General features: G+C 57.2%; 23 protein-coding genes, 1 tRNA gene and 1 pseudogene. 13 read left to right on the top strand and 12 right to left on the bottom strand.

All coding sequences use genetic code 11. From position 1 onward, the window contains the following. Nucleotides 1-5: 5 nt before the first annotated feature. Nucleotides 6-440: a 2Fe-2S iron-sulfur cluster-binding protein gene (locus tag GSQ81_RS13640; RefSeq protein ID WP_158911252.1), complete on the bottom strand. Its 435-nt coding sequence runs from the start codon at nucleotides 438-440 to the stop codon at nucleotides 6-8. 2 nt (nucleotides 441-442) lie between these two features. Continuing rightward, the gene (gene hscA / locus GSQ81_RS13635; protein ID WP_158911251.1) at nucleotides 443-2,449 is read right to left on the bottom strand and encodes a Fe-S protein assembly chaperone HscA; all 2,007 of its coding nucleotides are present in this window, start codon (nucleotides 2,447-2,449) and stop codon (nucleotides 443-445) included. Between the two features lie 156 nt (nucleotides 2,450-2,605). Between hscA and GSQ81_RS13630 the strand changes: the two genes are divergently transcribed. After that, the gene (locus GSQ81_RS13630) at nucleotides 2,606-3,049 is read left to right on the top strand and encodes a VOC family protein (RefSeq protein ID WP_158911250.1); all 444 of its coding nucleotides are present in this window, start codon (nucleotides 2,606-2,608) and stop codon (nucleotides 3,047-3,049) included. A gap of 40 nt (nucleotides 3,050-3,089) precedes the next feature. Next, complete coding sequence (locus GSQ81_RS13625; RefSeq protein WP_158911249.1) at nucleotides 3,090-3,569, top strand: DinB family protein; 480 nt, start codon at nucleotides 3,090-3,092, stop codon at nucleotides 3,567-3,569. 4 nt (nucleotides 3,570-3,573) lie between these two features. Here GSQ81_RS13625 and hscB read toward each other — a convergent pair whose 3' ends face one another. Continuing rightward, a complete protein-coding gene (hscB, locus tag GSQ81_RS13620) occupies nucleotides 3,574-4,185 on the bottom strand; it encodes a Fe-S protein assembly co-chaperone HscB (protein WP_254060182.1) in 612 nt (203 codons plus the stop codon). Between the two features lie 50 nt (nucleotides 4,186-4,235). On the opposite strand from hscB, the gene GSQ81_RS13615 reads away from it, so the two are divergent. After that, nucleotides 4,236-4,964: a DUF6624 domain-containing protein gene (locus GSQ81_RS13615; RefSeq protein WP_158911247.1), complete on the top strand. Its 729-nt coding sequence runs from the start codon at nucleotides 4,236-4,238 to the stop codon at nucleotides 4,962-4,964. A gap of 25 nt (nucleotides 4,965-4,989) precedes the next feature. Here the strand turns inward: GSQ81_RS13615 and GSQ81_RS13610 are convergent, their stop codons facing one another. The 7 genes from GSQ81_RS13610 to GSQ81_RS13580 all read right to left on the bottom strand — a co-directional run bounded on the left by GSQ81_RS13610 (nucleotide 4,990) and on the right by GSQ81_RS13580 (nucleotide 10,048). Beyond that, nucleotides 4,990-5,871 carry a TIGR03435 family protein gene (locus GSQ81_RS13610; protein ID WP_216846437.1) on the bottom strand — a complete coding sequence of 294 codons (882 nt, stop codon included), beginning with the start codon at nucleotides 5,869-5,871 and terminating at the stop codon, nucleotides 4,990-4,992. Nucleotides 5,872-6,031: 160 nt separating this feature from the next. Then, nucleotides 6,032-6,529 carry an iron-sulfur cluster assembly accessory protein gene (locus GSQ81_RS13605; RefSeq protein ID WP_158911245.1) on the bottom strand — a complete coding sequence of 166 codons (498 nt, stop codon included), beginning with the start codon at nucleotides 6,527-6,529 and terminating at the stop codon, nucleotides 6,032-6,034. 113 nt (nucleotides 6,530-6,642) lie between these two features. After that, on the bottom strand, nucleotides 6,643-7,062 hold the full coding sequence (iscU, locus tag GSQ81_RS13600) for a Fe-S cluster assembly scaffold IscU (protein ID WP_158911244.1): 420 nt from the start codon (nucleotides 7,060-7,062) through the stop codon (nucleotides 6,643-6,645). Nucleotides 7,063-7,079: 17 nt separating this feature from the next. Next, nucleotides 7,080-7,337 carry a hypothetical protein gene (locus tag GSQ81_RS13595; RefSeq protein ID WP_158911243.1) on the bottom strand — a complete coding sequence of 86 codons (258 nt, stop codon included), beginning with the start codon at nucleotides 7,335-7,337 and terminating at the stop codon, nucleotides 7,080-7,082. Nucleotides 7,338-7,355: 18 nt separating this feature from the next. Continuing rightward, on the bottom strand, nucleotides 7,356-8,570 hold the full coding sequence (locus GSQ81_RS13590) for an IscS subfamily cysteine desulfurase (protein WP_174237987.1): 1,215 nt from the start codon (nucleotides 8,568-8,570) through the stop codon (nucleotides 7,356-7,358). A gap of 117 nt (nucleotides 8,571-8,687) precedes the next feature. Beyond that, entirely contained in the window at nucleotides 8,688-9,155 is a 468-nt protein-coding gene (locus GSQ81_RS13585; RefSeq protein WP_158911242.1) for an Rrf2 family transcriptional regulator, read from the bottom strand. Nucleotides 9,156-9,520: 365 nt separating this feature from the next. Next, nucleotides 9,521-10,048, bottom strand: coding sequence for a CDP-alcohol phosphatidyltransferase family protein (locus GSQ81_RS13580; RefSeq protein ID WP_254060181.1), 528 nt, complete (start codon nucleotides 10,046-10,048; stop codon nucleotides 9,521-9,523). A gap of 126 nt (nucleotides 10,049-10,174) precedes the next feature. Between GSQ81_RS13580 and GSQ81_RS13575 the strand changes: the two genes are divergently transcribed. Further along, nucleotides 10,175-10,251: transfer RNA gene (locus tag GSQ81_RS13575), tRNA-Val, on the top strand. Between the two features lie 5 nt (nucleotides 10,252-10,256). On the opposite strand, the gene GSQ81_RS13570 is transcribed toward GSQ81_RS13575, so the two are convergent. Together GSQ81_RS13570 and GSQ81_RS13565 are read right to left on the bottom strand one after the other, a co-directional pair. Continuing rightward, entirely contained in the window at nucleotides 10,257-11,489 is a 1,233-nt protein-coding gene (locus GSQ81_RS13570) for a site-specific integrase (protein WP_158911240.1), read from the bottom strand. A gap of 74 nt (nucleotides 11,490-11,563) precedes the next feature. After that, nucleotides 11,564-11,773, bottom strand: a complete 210-nt coding sequence (locus tag GSQ81_RS13565; protein WP_158911239.1) for a helix-turn-helix domain-containing protein — start codon at nucleotides 11,771-11,773, stop codon at nucleotides 11,564-11,566. Nucleotides 11,774-12,015: 242 nt separating this feature from the next. Here GSQ81_RS13565 and GSQ81_RS13560 point away from each other — a divergent pair, with 242 nt between their 5' ends. The 9 genes and pseudogenes from GSQ81_RS13560 (at nucleotide 12,016) to GSQ81_RS13520 (ending at nucleotide 17,687) form a co-directional block, all read left to right on the top strand. Beyond that, nucleotides 12,016-12,459: a hypothetical protein gene (locus GSQ81_RS13560; protein WP_158911238.1), complete on the top strand. Its 444-nt coding sequence runs from the start codon at nucleotides 12,016-12,018 to the stop codon at nucleotides 12,457-12,459. 354 nt (nucleotides 12,460-12,813) lie between these two features. Beyond that, the gene (locus GSQ81_RS13555; RefSeq protein WP_158911237.1) at nucleotides 12,814-13,527 is read left to right on the top strand and encodes a DNA methyltransferase; all 714 of its coding nucleotides are present in this window, start codon (nucleotides 12,814-12,816) and stop codon (nucleotides 13,525-13,527) included. 323 nt (nucleotides 13,528-13,850) lie between these two features. Further along, nucleotides 13,851-14,183 (top strand): TrbC/VirB2 family protein, encoded by a 333-nt coding sequence (locus GSQ81_RS13550; protein WP_158911236.1) that lies wholly within the window; start codon nucleotides 13,851-13,853, stop codon nucleotides 14,181-14,183. Nucleotides 14,184-14,242: 59 nt separating this feature from the next. After that, nucleotides 14,243-14,512: pseudogene (locus GSQ81_RS19820) on the top strand (DNA cytosine methyltransferase); the annotation flags it as partial. A 604-nt stretch (nucleotides 14,513-15,116) separates the two neighbouring features. After that, nucleotides 15,117-15,530: a single-stranded DNA-binding protein gene (locus tag GSQ81_RS13540; RefSeq protein WP_158911235.1), complete on the top strand. Its 414-nt coding sequence runs from the start codon at nucleotides 15,117-15,119 to the stop codon at nucleotides 15,528-15,530. A gap of 31 nt (nucleotides 15,531-15,561) precedes the next feature. Then, complete coding sequence (locus tag GSQ81_RS13535; RefSeq protein WP_158911234.1) at nucleotides 15,562-15,960, top strand: hypothetical protein; 399 nt, start codon at nucleotides 15,562-15,564, stop codon at nucleotides 15,958-15,960. Between the two features lie 88 nt (nucleotides 15,961-16,048). Next, on the top strand, nucleotides 16,049-16,354 hold the full coding sequence (locus GSQ81_RS13530) for a hypothetical protein (RefSeq protein WP_158911233.1): 306 nt from the start codon (nucleotides 16,049-16,051) through the stop codon (nucleotides 16,352-16,354). Further along, on the top strand, nucleotides 16,354-16,644 hold the full coding sequence (locus GSQ81_RS13525) for a hypothetical protein (protein ID WP_158911232.1): 291 nt from the start codon (nucleotides 16,354-16,356) through the stop codon (nucleotides 16,642-16,644). Before GSQ81_RS13530 ends, GSQ81_RS13525 begins: the two co-directional genes overlap by 1 nt. A 2-nt stretch (nucleotides 16,645-16,646) precedes the next feature. Beyond that, on the top strand, nucleotides 16,647-17,687 hold the full coding sequence (locus GSQ81_RS13520; RefSeq protein ID WP_158911231.1) for a hypothetical protein: 1,041 nt from the start codon (nucleotides 16,647-16,649) through the stop codon (nucleotides 17,685-17,687). Nucleotides 17,688-17,689 lie beyond the last annotated feature (2 nt).

The raw sequence follows: 17,689 nt of genomic DNA, 5'->3' as shown, positions 1-17,689 counted from the left end.
ATTTGCTACTCGCTTCCGGGCCCATGCCGGGGCTTGCCTTCCTGCACATAATTCCGGTTCCACTTTGGAATCTCGACCACATAAGTCCCCGGCTTCTCGATCACTGCCTGGCAGCCAAGCCGAGAATTCAACTGGATATCGGCAGCCGTCTCCATACGATCCAGCTCTAAATCTTCCGGCTCGCTTACCCCCTGCATCCCTTCTTTCACCCAAAGATGGCAGGTCGTACAAGCACAGACTCCGCCGCAGGCGTGATCGAGAAAGATGTCATAATTCTCCGCGACATCGAGAAACGACATCGGCTGCCCGTGTCCTTCATACGGCAGCGAGTCGAACGGAAACTCCACCGTCCGTCCCTCGGGCTCAAACGTGACCCGGACCATTCCTTCGCCTGCAGGCTTCGACAAATCGACAACTTCATTTTTATTGTTTTTAGACATAATCAATCTTCCGTTGACTCTCCGGCCGTAGCCTCATCGTTGATAGAATCTTCAATTTTTCTGGTCTCAGCCTCGGCTTCAGACCGCGAATCCAGCACCTGCGCCTTGGCAAAGGGATGCGGTGCCGTCGGCCCCTCGCCCATGCTCTCGCCCGCCGCTCCCATCGTCTTTCCCTTCATGGCGCCGGAGACGGCAGTGTCCATCATCAGCTCCGCGAACCGTCGCGTCGCCTTATCCAGCCCTTCAATCGACCGCCGGATGAGCTTGTAATCTCCACCCTGTATCGAGGCCTTCAGCTCATTGACGCCCTGTTCGATCTTCGCAATCTCGTCGGAGGTCAACTGCTGCCAGGCCTCGTGAACTTTGCCCTTTTCTACCGCCGTCAGAATAGTCTCGGCCTCGTTCTTTGCCTCGATGACCTGTCGTTCCTGAATATCCTGCTCGGCAAAGTCGAACGAAGCCAGAATCATCGATTCCACCTGCTCATCGGTAAGCCCATAGGTCGGCTTCACCTCAACCTCGGCCTCTTTGCCGCTGCGCTGCTCGCGCGCGCTTACATGCAGAATGCCATTCGCGTCGATGAGAAACTTCACCTCGATGCGCGGCAGCCCCGCCACCATCGGCGGAATCCCCTTCAGATCGAATCGGGCCAGTGACCGGCAATCCTTCGCCAGCTCTCGCTCTCCCTGCACGACATGGATCGCCACATTCGTCTGCCCATCGACACCTGTCGTAAAGTGTTCGGTCGCGCTTGCTGGAATGGTCGAGTTGCGTTGAATGATCTTCGCGACCACGCCACCCAGTGCCTCAATTCCCAGCGAAAGCGGAGTCACATCGAGCAGCAGCAGATCTTCTGTGGCTGCCGAACCACCAGCCAGAATCTGCGCCTGCACCGCCGCACCCAGAGCCACGACCTCATCCGGATTCAACTCCGTATGCGGCTTTTTCCCACGCGCCCCCAGCCCGAACAGCTCATCCACCAGCCGCCGCACCGCAGGAATACGCGTCGACCCGCCCACCAGCACGACCTCGTCGATCTGTTCCACCGACAAACCTGCGTCCTTCAAAGCCTGTTTGCATGGGCCAGCCGTTCGCGCAATCACACTGGCTGAAAGCTCCTCAAACTGCGCGCGCGTAATCTCCCGCAAATATCGCTTCCCGCTGGGCAACAACACATTCAGCATCGCGGTCTCAGTCACCGACAGCAGGATCTTTGCCTCAATCACCGCCTTGCGAATCTCCTGCACGGCCTCGCCATTGCCGCGCACATCCTCGCCCAGATCACCGGCAATATCGTCCAGCGCAATCGCAATCAGCAGATTGTCGATATCGTCGCCGCCAAGGTGAGTATCTCCACCCGTAGCAATCACCTCGAAGATCCCCTCATGCAGCTTCAGGATCGAGATATCGAAGGTGCCGCCGCCAAAGTCATAAACAGCGATCAGGCCATCTTTATTCTTGTTCAGGCCATAAGCCAGGGCCGCGGCCGTCGGCTCATTCACCAGCCGCAAAACCTCCAGCCCGGCAATCCGTCCTGCGTCCTTCGTAGCCTGCCGCTGGGCGTCATTGAAGTAGGCAGGAACCGTAATCACTGCCTTCGTCACTGGGCCGCCAAAAAACCGCTCTGCATTCTTCTTCAACTGCATCAGGACGTAGGCCGAAATCTCCGGCGGCGTCATCGTCAGGCCGCCCACATTCAGCCGCAGCACCTCACCGGGTTGCAATCCTTCGGCCAGCTTGAAGGGGAACAGCTTCAACTCTTCCTGCACATCGGCAAGGTCGCGCCCCATCAGCCGCTTGGCCGAGTAGACAGCACTTGCCGAATCCGACAGCAGGGTCCCGCGTGCGGCATTCCCCACAGCGACCCCCTCGTCGGTCCATGCCACGACCGACGGCACCAGCCGTTCGCCGTCCTCGCCCGGAATGACGACCGGCGTATCCCCCTCCATAAACGCCACCAGCGAATTCGTCGTCCCCAGATCAATCCCTACAACGCGTTGCTCAGCCATAACCTGCAAATCCTCTATCGTTCAATGCCTTATCTCTATTGTCCTACAAACAGCGGCGACGGTATGCCCCGGTTGTTTTAGATGCGACCTCGGCGAACATCCTTTTACCGCATTTTCTATGACAACCTCTTCAATTGCAGTGGCATCCTTTCAGGCATGAGCGATCAAGTTAAGAGCGGCTCTTCCACACTCATCCCCTGTCTCCGCTATCGCGATGCCGTCGCCGCCATCGACTGGCTGGGCAGCGCCTTCGGGTTTCAGAAAAATGCTGTGTACCTGGGGCAAAACAATACGGTCGCCCATGCCCAACTCACCTTTGGCGGCGGAATGATCATGCTCGGCTCGGTGGATAACGGCAGCGAATACGGTAAAAATATCGTTCAACCCGAAGAGATTAGTCTTCGCGAGACACAGCACCCCTATCTTGTCGTCCCTGACGCGGATGCTCTTTATGCGACGGCAAAAGCTTCCGGTGCAACCATCGTCGTCGATATTGCGGACATGGATTATGGTGGCCGCGCCTTCACCTGCCGCGATCTCGAAGGCCATCTCTGGAGCATCGGGACCTATGATCCCTGGCAACCCGAGCCCCAGGCTTAAAGCGCTTCAATCCATCGCCGAGCCGTGATACCGTCTCTCCATGGAACTCAACCCCTACGAGAAATTCCTGGTCGGTCAGGAACCAATTCCCGTCCTTACGTCCACCGCCGATCACCTCGCCGCGCTCACCGCTCCACTCTCCGGCGCGCAGATCGACCGCGCTCCGGCTCCGGGTAGATGGAGCATCCGCGAGATCGCCGCCCACCTCGCCGACTGCGAACTCGTCTTCAGCTTTCGCCTGCGCCAGACCCTCAGCCAGAAACACGCGCTCATCCGCCCCTTCGATCAGGAGGCATGGGCCACGCGCTACGCCGCCTACGATTTCGACTCCGCGCTGGCCCTCTTCAAGTCCGCCCGCAACTGGAACCTCCGGCTACTCACCACCGTCTCCGAAGAAGACCGTCACCGCCCCACGACCCACCCCGAACGCGGCACCATGACCTTCTGGACGCTGGTCGAAACCATGGCTGGCCACGACATCAACCACCTGCAGCAGATCGAACGGCTCGGTGCAATCTAAGCAGCTATTCCAAAGCCTCATTCACATCGCGGACAAGATTTCTTAGATAGCTCCGCTTGTTCAGCAGAGTCACCATCGCATCCCGCGCAGCAGCCTTTCCGGCTTCATCGTCGGCATCGAGAGCCTCATCCCACCGCGCCCACAGCCCCTCAAGCTCTGCCTGCGTCTCCACCATCTTCGCGTCGAATGAGTCCTTGGCCGTCATCAGGTCCCGACGCAGCTCCGGCTCGTCCTCGCCCATCTGCTTTGCCGCGCGCATCTCCTGAAGCTGCATGTTCAGCTCAAACACCTCTTCCAGCAGCTCCGGCGGAACAATCTGTTTCTTCTGCCCACCCGTTGCCCGAGCCGCATCCGTCGCCGCCTTGGACTGCTCCTCCAGCTCCACGCCCTGCAGCTTCAGCAGATACTGCGTACGCAGCACGGGATCTTTCAATGTGCGGTAAGCATCGTTCAACTGAGAGGACTCAGCCAACGCAGCCTCCTGCTCCACCACCGGCCTCGAAGCAAAGCGGTCCGGGTGCAGCTTGCGCGAGAGCGTATAGAACTGCTTCTCCAGCGCCGCTGTATCAATCTGCAATTTGGCGGGAAGGACGAAGACCTCGAAGTAATTCGACATAAGCAAACATCTCTCCGTCCTCATAGAGAGGACAGATTTAGAATACGGCAATGCCCTCGAAGTCTCTCCTTATGCTCCTCGCCGCCATTCTTGTTGCACTTCCTGCCTCACTGCCAGCACAGCAAGCCGCAAAGTCTCCCACCGCCGAATCGGAGTCCTCCTGGCAGGCAGCCATCAAAGCTCGCCGCGAACAGCTCATCCAGCAAAACGGTCCCGGCACCGACGCCGCACTGCGCAACCAGTTGCTCACCATGCGCGATAAAGATCAGGCAGTACGTGGTTTTGCTGGCGGCAAGCAAGTCTCCGGCATGACGCCCGACATGCTCGCGAAGATGCCTGCGACCGATGCCGAACTTACGAGCGAGCTCAAGCAGATCGTCGATCAGAAGGGCTGGCCGACCATCTCGCTCGTCGGCATCGAAGCCTCCAACGGAGCCATGCTCGTCCTCACGCACAGCGCCGATCACGCGTGGCAGGCGAAGCTTCTGCCTCAGCTCGAACAGCTCGCCGACGCCAGCAGAATCGATGCTTCCAGCCTCGCTCTCGTAGTCGATAAGGAGTTGGTATCGGAAGGGAAGTTACAGCGCTACGGCACGCAGTTCAAATTCGTCAATGGAGAGATGGCCATGTTCGGCGTCGAAGATCCCGGTGGCCTTGATCGCATACGAGCCCGAGCGTTGCTGCCGCCGATGGATGTCTACAAGCAGATGCTGTCGCAGATCTATCACGTGAAGGCGGGCAATGCCATCATAAGCGCTACCCCATCAACGCAAAAATAATCTAAACACTTCGCTAGGACAGGGATCAATTCGCCGAAGGCTGTTCGACATGGTCGATTACGATGCAATTTACAGGAGCTTTTCTGGACTCGATTTTTAGTCCCAACTGTTCCTGTAATGCCGTAAATAGCGAGGGTCCGACAGTTTCTGCGGGTGCCGTTTCCAAATCTCGATCCGGAGTCCAACTCAGCTTAAAGTTGTAGCTGCCTTGAAGCCCTGTAGCATCGACGATCAAACGGCCGCTAAGTTCCGGTTGGTGGTTGAGGGTATCGACCAGCATCTTGATGGTCGCTGCACGTCCCTCAGTTAGTCCCGGTCTGGGATTGTGCAGTCCCATCCAACTGTCAGGAGGAAGAGGCGTTTTAGCAAAATCGATGGCTGGGATCGACACCGGGGTAAGCTTTGCACCGCCCTTCGCAATCGTTAGTGCATTGACCAGGAATTCGCGGGTCTCGTGATGCAGAACTAATTTGAATCGATCCGCCAATAATCTCTGGATCATCAACTTCTGCCGTTGCTGACGTTGATCGAGGGGAAGCTTCTTAAGCTCTGCTTCCACGGCTTCATCTGGCTGTGCATCGATAGTGAACCTCGAAGAGCCGATCCACCCCGGCCCACCAATAATCTGTCGATCGGAGCCGCTATTTAGGTCATACGCAAATTGAAGAATGAACTGCAGGGTTACGTTTGAGGTTACAAAGTGGTCGCGCCTGTTGAATCCGAGATTGGATGAAGGAGCGGTAGCATCGCCCGGTTTTATGGTCGCAACTTCAAACTCAGGAATGTTTGTCGTTGGCTGTTGAGCTGTCGCCGAAACCGGCGTGAGGCTCAATGCAGCCGTAGTCGCGATGCTCAGAAAAACGGCTACTCGCAGGAGCTTTTTCCGGATACACGGAACGAACATCATCTGTCGGCCAATACTGATGAGTCGGGCTTGAATTTCCTCAGCGTCTCTGAAGACCCGCCGCCGCAATACTAATCGAACAGAGCAATTCACACCATCTCTGGGGATCAATCAAAAGGAATTGAAGGAAAGCCAAGGAGGTCTGTCTGTATCTAATTACTTACTAAGCGGTAAAGCTCGATCCGCACCCGCAGCTCTTGGTCGAGTTCGGATTGATGAAGTTGAATCCCTGCCGCATCAGCGTCTCTTCAAAGTCCAGCACCATGCCGTGCAGGTAGATAAAGCTCTTGGGATCGACAAACAGACGAATGGGCGCGCCGTTCGAAGGATCGCCCACCGTCTCGATGCCAGCGCCGAAGGTGTAGACGCGGTCGCGCTCGCGAGGCTGCGAATCGAACCGGATGTTGTAGCTCAGGCCCGAGCAGCCACCGCCCTGAATGCCAACGCGCAGACCGCCCTGCTCTGGCGACACGCCTTCCTTTGCCATAGCCACGCGAATTCGCTTCAGCGCCTTCTCGGTAATCTGGATGCCCTTTTGTGCCGGCTCCTGCCCTTCAGCCGTCAGCACCGTCATTCCCGCCAGCGGGTCTTTTGCCGGGCCACCGGGAGCCGCCGCGTGGGCCGACCTGTCCGTCTCGGTTTGTAAAGTCACCATCGCCATCGTTCACGCCCTTAAGCAAGCGACCACGGATAGCAGATTCGCACGGAGGGGAACGCTACTGCCTGATCGTCCAATCCGTGCTCATCCGCACTTATCCGCGGTCGATGATGTTCTTAGTGAGCCGCAGCCGTCGCAGCCGCTGTCTCAGCAACATTGTTTTTCTTCTTCCAGTCGCCAATCGCCGCGCGGATCGCGTCTTCTGCGAGTACCGAGCAGTGGATCTTGACCGGGGGAAGCGCCAGCTCCTTCACGATGTCCGTATTCGTAATCGTGAGCGCCTCGGCGACCGTCTTGCCCTTTACCCACTCGGTCGCGAGCGAGGAAGAGGCAATCGCCGAACCGCAGCCGAAGGTCTTGAACTTCGCGTCTTCGATCACCTGGGTCTCAGGGTTCACGCGAATCTGCAGCCGCATGACGTCGCCGCACTCCGGCGCGCCGACAAGTCCGGTACCAACTTCATCGGAAGCCTTGTCCATCTGTCCAACGTTCCGCGGATTGTTGTAGTGATCAATTACCTTATCGCTGTATGCCATGATGTACTCCTCGTCACTTATTTAGATGATAGCTTTGCGCGTTCAGATGCGTCAGTCGATGCAACCGTCCGCCGTCGATGCCGATCCCAAAATCCCGTAACAACCGTAAATACAGTGCCAGAGATAAAAGCAGCGGCAAAAAGAGAGCCTAATTGAACCCAGTTTCCCCAGAAATACTTTTGCTTATGCATGACGACGCCGTATGCCATGTAGAAGCAGATATAAACGGCAAGTAATAAAACGAACCGACCGAATTGAATAGGCTTGTTTTGCATAACAATCTCTGTCTTGCCTTAGTGCGCCGCCCATTCAATCTTGGTAAGGTCGATGCCTTCTTTCACCATCTCGTACAAGGGCGACAGTTCACGCAGCTTCGATACCACGTCGATCACCTTGTCCGAAACGTAATCCACTTCAGCCTTGGTGTTGAAGCGTCCAAGCCCAAACCGGATCGAACTGTGCGCCACATCGTCGCCCAGTCCCAAAGCTTTCAATACATAAGATGGCTCCAGCGTCGCCGAAGTGCAGGCCGAACCCGAAGAAACCGCGATGTCGTTGATTCCCATCAGCAGGCTCTCGCCCTCGACGTGAACGAAGCTCATGTTGAGGTTGCCCGGCAGATGGTGCTCCATATTGCCGTTCACATGGATGTAGTCGAGCGCCTTCTCGAACTTTGTCCGTAGATAGTCGCGAAGCTCAGCCTCACGCTTACCTTCGGCTTCCATCTCGTTGCTGCAAATCTCGCATGCCGCGCCCAAACCGACGATGCCGGGGACGTTCAGCGTGCCCGAACGCATCCCGCGCTCATGGCCGCCACCGTTGATCTGCTCCGAGATCTGAACACGCGGGTTGCGGCGGCGAACATACAGCGCGCCCACACCCTTCGGTCCATAAATCTTGTGGCCCGAGAGCGAAAGCACGTCGATGTTGTCGGCAATCACATTGACCGGAACCTTACCTACGGCTTGCACCGCGTCGGTATGGAAGATGATGCCCTTCTCGTGGCACAGCTTGCCGATCTCCTGGATCGGCTGAATCACGCCAATCTCGTTATTCGCATACATGATCGAGACCAGGATGGTCTTGTCGTCCATCGCCCGCTTCAAGTCTTCGAGGTCGATCAGGCCATCGGCCTGCACCGGCAGGTACGTCACGCGGAAGCCCTGCTTCTCCAGCTTCTTGCATGTGTCCAGAATTGCCTTGTGCTCGGTTACCTGGGTGATGATGTGGTTGCCGCGCTCGCGATACATCTCGGCGATGCCCTTCAGCGCAAGATTGTTCGACTCGGTCGCGCCGCTGGTGAAGATGATCTCTTTGGAGGTCGCGCCAATCAGTTTGGCGATTTGCTCGCGCGCCTTGTCCACCGCCTGCTCGGCTTCCCAGCCGAACGAGTGATTGCGGCTCGCCGCGTTGCCGAACTTCGCCCCAAAGTAAGGCATCATTGCCTCTAGAATCCGGGGGTCCAGCGGCGTCGTTGCATGGTTGTCCATGTAAATCGGCAGATGCACGCCCGCCGGCAGTGGTGTCGCAGACTCTGTCACTATCATCCCGTTATCGCTCATATCGTTGCTCATCTTTCTTGTCTCTAAAAATCTGGTTGTACTGTCGCCGTGCTTGTCTCGTCGCTAAAGTGCGATGCTCACCAGACCGCCGCCCACCGGAGCGCTTGTTTGAGGCTGCTCCCCATCCGTGGCTTCGACCAGGTCTGCGATATGGATGCCGCTCAGCAGATCTTTGATGCTGTCGTTTACCTTGCGCAGTGGTTCTTTGATGGTGCAAGTGCTCGTCAGGTCGCAAGCTCCGTGAATCGTAATGCAGCTCGTAATGAAAAGCGGCCCGTCGATCGTGCGAATCACCTCAAACGCCGATATGTCGGCGGCAGGCCGCGCCAGCGCATAGCCGCCGTTCGTCCCTGCATGAGAGACCAGAAGTCCGCCCTTGGCCAGCGTCTGCAGAATCTTCGCCAGGAGCTGCGGGGGGATGTGATACGCCTCCGCGATGTCCTTGGCGCTGCGCGCCGTGCCATTCGCCTGCTCGGCCAGATACTTCAGGGCCATCAGACCGTAATCCGCTTTTTTGGTCAGACGAAGCATCGCAACCTTGCTCTCAGACAGAATACCGACAATTCCAGTCCTAGATAGTGTACGTCCACAACGTATGCCATGCAACCGGTTTTACCCGGCGCAGGTTGATCCGGCAGGTTACAAATTTCACTGAAAATCAGAGAAAGGTGTCTTGACAAGCCGCTTCGAGACGGGCAGAATCCATACCATTCGCTCTCTTCATTCATGACCCCAAAGTGCAAACATCCCATCGTAAAAGTTGTCGCCCGCGAGGACGATGCAGAATTTGTCGAGTGCCAAAACTGCGGAGAAGTATTTGATTCTGCAGAGTTTAACGATATCGCTATCGAAGAGGCCGAAACCGGTGATGAAACTCCAGCCGACGATTAGGAAGACTAGACCGTAGTAGGCTGCTGCGCATTCATTCGCCGAAAGACAATCCAGGCATATTGGGCTGCCGAAAGCGGGGCCATCACCGCGATGATCTCGAGCAATCCATCCCTCATGGCCGCAAGGTGATGCCAGGCAAAGACTTTCTGGCAAAGCACTGATAGCAGCGCGATGATCTGCATCAGCGTGTTCAGCTTGCCGAACCAGCTTGGCCGAAAATCCCGCAAAGTTCCGGTAGCAAACAGCAGTGTCGCAATTAGCAGAATCCCCAGGTCTCGGCTGAAAACCAGAACCGTGACATAGCGCGGCATCAGGCCAATGTGAGTAAATACGACAAATAAAGTACTTAGCAATAATTTATCGGCAATGGGATCAAGATACTGCCCCAGCGTAGTTTTCTGGCTCAACCACCGCGCCAGCAGGCCATCGAGCGCGTCGCTGATCCCGGCTAAAACAAACAAAGCCAACGCCCCAGCATACTGCGCATCCATGATCTCTATGATTAGAAAAGGGATAATGAACAGCCGCAACATCGTAAGCAGGTTCGGTGCGGCGCGAAATTGCTTCAGAAATGGCACGTTGGTCAATCAATCTTAGCCTATATCAAGCGCGTTGTTGCCCTAACCGTCTCACTCCATTTAGACTAAAAAAACGCATTCAGGCGCGTAGCTCAGTTGGTTAGAGCGCTACCTTGACACGGTAGAGGTCAGGAGTTCGAGTCTCCTCGTGCCTACCATATTTTCAATCACTTACAGCCTCTTCAGAAATGGCCGAGGGTCCAGAAGGGTCCAATAAGGATTTTTCCTTCGTCCCGCTTCCCGCCCGCAGCATCTCCGCTACCTTCGACTGCGCTCGCCGCTTGTCCGGCGTCACCGCCTGCGCGTAAACATCGAGCGTGATCTTCGCGCTCGCGTGACGCAACAGCTCCTGTACCACCTTGACGTCCTCTCCATTGGCCTTCAGCAAGGTCGAGAGGGTACGCCGGAAGGTGTGCCATCCGATGCGCTTGGTGATCTTCGCCCGCGTCGCCGCAGGACGGATACACCGCATCAGGATGGTGTCGGGGCTGTAGGGCTGCTTTCCCTTCATTCGCGTACTGGCGAAGATCCAGTCCTCCGACTGGTTGTAGGGAGTGGCCCGTCTCCAGGTCAGCAGTTCCTCGGCGATCCAGGGATCGAGAGGAACCGGCTTCTGCGATGCCTCCGTCTTGCATGGTCCCACAACCTTCCGGTAGATCGAACGCGTGACGGAAAGCTCCAGTTCCTTGAAATTGACATCCTGCCACTTCAGCGCCATCAGCTCTCCGCGACGAAGTCCAGTCAGTGCGTCGAGCAACACCATCACCCGTTCCCGGTGCGAGAGTTCCTCGAATAACGCCACTATCTCCGCAACATCAAGGATGTCCGGGACAGACACCCGCTTCGCGCTCTGCCGCACCATCGTGATCGGGTTCGCGCCCTGCGGCAGGAACTCGTGACGGATGGCGTGATTGAACAGAACGCTCATAATATTGCGAACCTTCGCTTTGGTGCCCTTGGCCAGCGGCAACGTGCGGAGCCACTTCTCCACGGCTACTGCCCGCACCTCTCGCAGCCCGGCGTCGCCCCACTTCGGCTCAACATACAACCGGAGAACGTCCTTGTAGACGACCCGCGTGGAGTATGCCCGGCCTTCATCATCTTCCTGCATGGGACCCAGCTCATGGTGCTTGAAGTGTGTGATCAGAGCGGCCACCGAAATCGGCTGCTGAGGGAACCGGGGCTGCTCCTCGTTGACGGTGACACGTAAAGACTCGGCAGCCTTCAGGGCGCTCGACTCGGTGGGATACTTCTCGATCGTTCCGAGAACCACCTTGCGGCGAACCCGTTTCCCGCTGGCATCCATCTCACGCCAGCGGAAGATCCAGCAGTCGGGACCTTGCTTCCTCTTTACGCGGTCGATCATTCCTTGTTGATATCGTGTCCTTCGAAACATGAATTCCTCCCGTTTCGTTGGCCACAGACCGCTGAGTTTGATGGTGCCATATTTTCAGCGGCTGAGGTCGCGAATTATTGCATTAAATTGCGCACGTATTGCTCCAGGCCGGAGGCGCGGAAACGCCACAGCTTCCCGAATTTCAGGCCGGGGATCTCTCCCCGCCGCGCCCGCCGCTTTACTGTCTCCGGATGCACATGCATCAGTTCCGCAGCCTGCTGGCTGTCCAGTAAAGGTTCGAAGATCTCGGCCCTTTTCATCTGATCGTCATCTTGTGGCTGCATTCACCGCCTCCTATCGGCACATCTTTCTGGCATTCGTGCGAGTTAGAACTGCGGTCAATCGCACTTCGTAGTGCCTATAGCCAGACGATAGGTCGAAATTCAGGGTCCGATTATTGCTTTTTTTGACCGATCATTCCATCCAGAGCAATAATCCGAACCACACTTTTGTCGCATCCCAGCCACACTTTTTGAACCAGACTGCTTGATTGCGGGAGGGCTCTGCGCGATGATCGTCTCAACCGATGAGCAGCACACCCATACCGCCGCCAGGCAGTACACCTCCAGTCCCGCCTTACTGGCAAGACGAAGATGACTGGATCGTTCTCATCGAATTCCTGCGCAGGGATGATCCGGAGGATTATGCTCGGGCAACCGAGTCCATCGGCTACCTCTTCGCATATGCCCAAATGACCGATACACGCATGCTGGCACTTATAGGCGACCCGGAAGCGAACGCCTACGAGTTGCTGTTCTCCTTCTCCTCTCCAGAGGACAAAGCTGACTTTCTCGATTTGCTGCGATCAAATGATGTGAGCGACTGCGAAGATGAGGAAATTTTAGTTCCCCCTCAGGAAGAGATCGAAGCTGCCCAGCCCATCGCGCGAGTGCTGCCAGAGGATGTCATCCGCCAGGTTACTGCAGTCGCAGCCATGTTACGCGGCGGAGGAGCCAGCACCATTCAATAGCGACATCAGCCCCATCCGATTCACGTCATAAATCATCAGCGCAAAGTTCTCTGTGATATACCTCCCGTGATTTCCGCTCTTATCTCGAGTTGATGATCCCACCGCTCTTTCATCGTCCGGACACTGCTTCGGGTCTTAACCGCCGCCCTGCGGACTGCGCGGGTTCTGCTTCGGCTTGACAGCCGCCCTCGCGGGTTTCGGCTTTCAGTAAATCTTTATGCAACGAACGCAAAAGATTTCCCGAACCTTCCGAAAATGCACACGCTTGCCTTGGGAGGCGGACCCCTCGCATCGCTTCGCGTGGTGTGTCCCGGTCGCCTTCAGAGACATGGGACCAAAAAGGAGATTTCAGAGATGGCAACCACGAACGTAGTTTCTACACAAAGCAAGTTAACCAACCAGATCGTTCATGGCAACTGCATTGACGTGATGCGGCAGATGCCAGCGAACAGCGTCGATTTCATCCTCACCGACCCACCGTATCTCGTGAACTATCGCGACCGCACAGGACGCACGATTCAGAACGATGTCGATGACACCTGGCTCAAACCCGCGATGGCAGAAGCGTATCGGGTACTCAAGCAGGATCGCATAGCTGTGATGTTCTACGGGTGGACGAAGATCGATGCCTTCTTCGCAGCGTGGCGCAAAGCTGGTTTTCATCCGGTCGGACACATTGTCTTTCGTAAGAGCTACAGCTCGAAGAGCAGGTTCCTCCGCTATCAGCACGAGCAGGCATTCCTGCTGGCCAAGGGCAGGCCGCCACTGCCGAAGCAGCCGCTTGGCGATGTGATGGAGATGTCCTACAGCGGCAATAAGCTCCATCCCACGCAAAAGCCGATACCGGCACTGGTACCACTCATTCGCACCTTCACTCTTCAAGGTGAGACCGTACTCGATCCGTTCGCGGGAAGCGGAAGCACATGTGCCGCTGCAGCGCTCACAGGCCGCAAGTACATCGGCATAGAGATGGACGATGCATATTTCCAGCACGCCAGTGATCGCTTAATAAGAGTCCACCAGAGGGTCGCTCAAAAGCGATCTTCCGGCATTCCCACGCGGGTGTGATGTTGCCCGCATCCCCGCAGTGCCTCAAGGCGAGCCATTGCTCTGAGTCGTAATACTCCGGCCTTGACCCACGGCGTGCCCGCGGATTCTTTGCCCATCATGGTTGGAATGCCCATCTCTGCGCCTGATGGCGCGATAAACACGCATGAACTTCTGCTCCCCACCTGTGCCTCAAGCGCCACAAACTGTGGCTCTGGATTATTGCTCTGGATGCAATGATCGGTCAAAAAAAGCAATAATCGACCCCTCATTTCTCGCTTACCTTCGCTCCAGAGGTTCGAACGGGGAGTACCTACTCGCCGGAAAAACGAAAGGAGCAGATTATGCAATTCATTCTTCCCACCAAAAGACCACCTCTCCGGCGAGTGTTCATGCGGTACCGGAGATGGGCGGTACCACCGTTGATGTTCCTCGCGGCATTGCCTGTCTACGCACAAAGCACCGGCAGCGATCCATGGGACAACGCCGTGGGCGTCCTCAAGACCGCCTTTACCGGCACGATCGCGCAAGGGCTCAGCCTGGTGGCGATTGTGGTCGGCGGTCTGATGTTCGCCTACGGCGAGGGCCAATCGAAGAAGACCCTCGCCGGCATCGTCTTCGGCATCGGCATGGCGATCGGCGCGGTTAACTTCATGGCCTGGCTATTCCCGTCGTAGTCCTCTTGCGGCAGGCCCAACCACCACACTATACCGAACAGGCAGAGAGGAGGACACGGATGGCAGACGACGGCTCGACTACTGGAGCTTTGCAAGATCAGGCCGTCGCGTGGCCTGAAGAACTTACTGCTTGTACCGATATAACGGGAATCCTGCAACGCGGAGGCGAAGGCGGACGTATCGATGGTGTGATGACATCTCAGATGGCCGTGCGTCGATTGACGCCGCGTGAGTGCGAGCGACTTCAGGGATTTCCTGACGATTACACCCTGGTCGAGTATCGCGGCAAGCTGGCCGCCGATGGTCCCCGTTACAAGGCGCTCGGCAACGGGAGTTTCCGATGAGCCAGCAGGCAGGTGCTCAGACGATACTGACGCATACTTCCCAACTATATATAGGAGCTGATCTACTTCTTCCCCAGACCGCCTCCGAACTGGAACGGTACATATCGCCTTGGACTCCGTCTTCCAAAGACAGGTCCTTCGCATGGCGGAGCACGGAAGACGATGCGGACCATCCGGCAACATGGTCATCCCCTCTCTGCTTTTGCCGCCGGAACCATGGCAGAGCAAGGGTGGGGTGTCTCCTGATTGCGACGGCATCCTTATCTTATATAGATGCCCTTCAGGCAGGTGTTTCCGTAAAGCGCCACCTCTCCCGTATTTTCCCTCCTCACCCTCGGTCACTCGCTTCGGTGCTTGTCCCGCGCCCTGCGGCACGTCGATGTTCTGCTTCGCCCTGCGTGCGCCCTGCGGGTCTGGGTTTCCAAAGAAAAAATCTCCCTGCGGCTGCGGCCCAAATTACGGGCGAGATTTTTTCTTCGGAGCCTCCGCAGAAAGCACATCTCGGCACTTGGGAGCGGGGCACCTCGCGTCGCTTCGCGCAGGAGTGTCCCGAGGGCAATCCGGGCAAATACAAACAAGGAGAAACACCATGGCACTCTACGAAAACAAAGTCACTCTGAAAGGCTTCACCGGCAAGGACGCCGAGAGCTTCGCAACCAAACAGCAGAATACCTTCACCGTCCTGTCACTGGCCACCAAGTCCGGTTACAAGGACAAGCAGACGCAGCAGTGGGTGAACCACACCGAGTGGCACCGCATCGTCGCCTTCGGCAAAGCCGCCGACTACGCAAAGAACCTCAGGAAGGGCGACTACGTCGAGATCGAAGGCGAGCTGCGCAGCACCGAGTTCGATGCTGAGGTCGGCGACGACAAGAAGAAAGCGACCGTCAAGCGCCGGGGCTGGGAGATACGCGCCAGCATCGTCAGGAAGCTGGCTCAGCCTGAGAACTCACGGCCCGAGAACCTCGACGCCGAGCCCATCACGGAGGATGACGCGGCTTAGGCCGCGTTGTCCTCCCTCGGGAGGTGCAACGATGAGCGCACTCTTTGAGAACACACTTAAACTTAGAGGCTTCCTTGGCAGCGATGCCGAAGTCCCCTCCTCGGACGGAATCACGAATGATGCCTTCGCTGTATTAACGCTATGCATCGAGTCCGGCATCTGGAGGAAAGCCGCCAATGAGTGGCGTCCCTGGACGGCCTGGTACCGAATCATCTGCCCCGGCCCTTTCTTCTGCGGCTACACCAGAGGAATGAAGCAGGGTGACTATGTCGAGATCGAAGGCCAGTTGCATATCTCGCACTACGATCGGCCGGTAGTCGTTGCGGGCAAGACGATCACAGACAAGCACCCTGCATACGAGGTTCATGCGACACAGGTCCGCAGGATGGATTGTCCCTCGGTTGGCGTCGACGAGGGCGAGGACGGCTAAAGCCATTCGTCCTCTTTTGCGGAGAGGCTAACGCCTCTCCGCTCTTTGTTCTGACAGGCCGCTCTTCCACGCGGCAGAAAGGAAACTGATGATCGCCAACGCCGTCTTCGTCGCCACACTGATCTTTCTCGCGCTCGGCTTCTGGTTGAGCCATGCGCTGCGCTTCCTCACTCCGTGGCGCAGCTTCATCCTCCACAACGAGCTTCAGAGCATCGCGCTTTATTGCGCTCTGCTCTTTGCAAATCTGCTCGGCCTCACCGTCTGGATCGAGCGCAAGTTCTTTCTCCGCGATACAGGACGCAAGCTCCGCCATCTCGACCAGGAGATTCACACCGGTCAGAGCGAGTTGTCCGAAGAGATCCTCAAACAATTCGGAGAAGAGGAGGAACAGTAATGATGCAGAGCGAGGACCAATATATGGAGCGCACACCCGACCTTGCCACAAAGATCCGCAAGTTGCGGGAGGCCGCCGAGAAAGAGATGAACCGCTTCACATGCGTGGCCGACTACTACGTGCGTCGTGTCGTCGGCCACGGACCGAAGCCTCTTCCGGTTTCTGACGAAACCGTCTTGCCTTCCCCTGCCGTGGAGCGACCGAAAAAGTCTGCCGCAAAGCCCGTGACGACTCAGACCTCGATGGAGTTTACGACCACTCCTGCGGAACCTGGACAAGGTGGAGAGTAAGCATGAGGCTGGATATTCCTCAGGACATTCCTCGTCGCCGCGACGAACCCGTCCCCGCTGATGCGCGGACTCCTGGGCGCAAATTGCCCGACAATCCCATTCTCCATCGCCTAAAGTCTCTGGAGAAGCGTTCCACCGACGGCCGCAGAGCCCAGTTGCCTACTGAGCGCAGACGCAATGAACCCACGCAGGACGTGCCGCGCGAGCGCCGCCGTCCTGTTGTTTCGCCGGACCCGCGCCGTCCGGCTCGGACCGCCAGCAACATCGTCGGTCTGGAACTGCGCCCGGAGGAAAAGCATCTCCTGCGTGAAGCTGGACGCTTCCGCGTCGTCCGCACAGCGGACCTTCGCGAGACGCTTTACAACGGTAAAGCCCGTCCGCTGGAGAACGATCTGAAGTACCTCCGCGACAAGGGGCTTGTCGAAACAGCCCCCGTCAACCTACGCCGCGATGGGCGGCGCCGCACCATCGAGCGTGTAGAAGTGGCCACGCTCACGAAGGTCGGTCGCAGCCTGCTGATCAAGCAGGGCGACCTACCTCCAGGCCAGAAGGTCTACGCCGGTCTGGTCAAGCCGCGCGAGATCGAACACGATTCGCAGATTTACCGTGCCTACCGGAAAGAGGCGGAGCGCATTGAGGGCAACGGCGGCAGCAATCTCCGAGTAAAGCTCGACTACGAGATTAAGTCTCAAGTCCAGAAAGCCATCTACGCCGAGCGTAAGGCCGACCCGAAGCGTGACATGGCTGAGATCAAGCAGCAGATTGCCGAGCGGTTCGAGCTGCCGTTTGTCGATGGAAAGATTCAGATCCCCGATGCCCGCATCGACTACGACCTGCCCCGCGAAGCGAGTCAGGATATAGATCAGGGTTCACGCACCGGGCACGAGGACATCGAAGTTTTGACCGCTGCCTATCATGCCGGGCACCTGCGCTCGAAGGCTCAGGCCGGTTTCCGCAACTATGCCTCGGCCTCCGACCGCGCCACCCTCACCGCGAAGATCGAGGACGATTCCCACCTCATGGAGAACATTCTGGAGCTATAGCT

Source organism: Granulicella sp. L56, assembly GCF_009765835.1.
Taxonomy (GTDB): Bacteria; Acidobacteriota; Terriglobia; order Terriglobales; family Acidobacteriaceae; genus Edaphobacter.
This window is presented reverse-complemented; position numbering and strand designations above follow the sequence as displayed.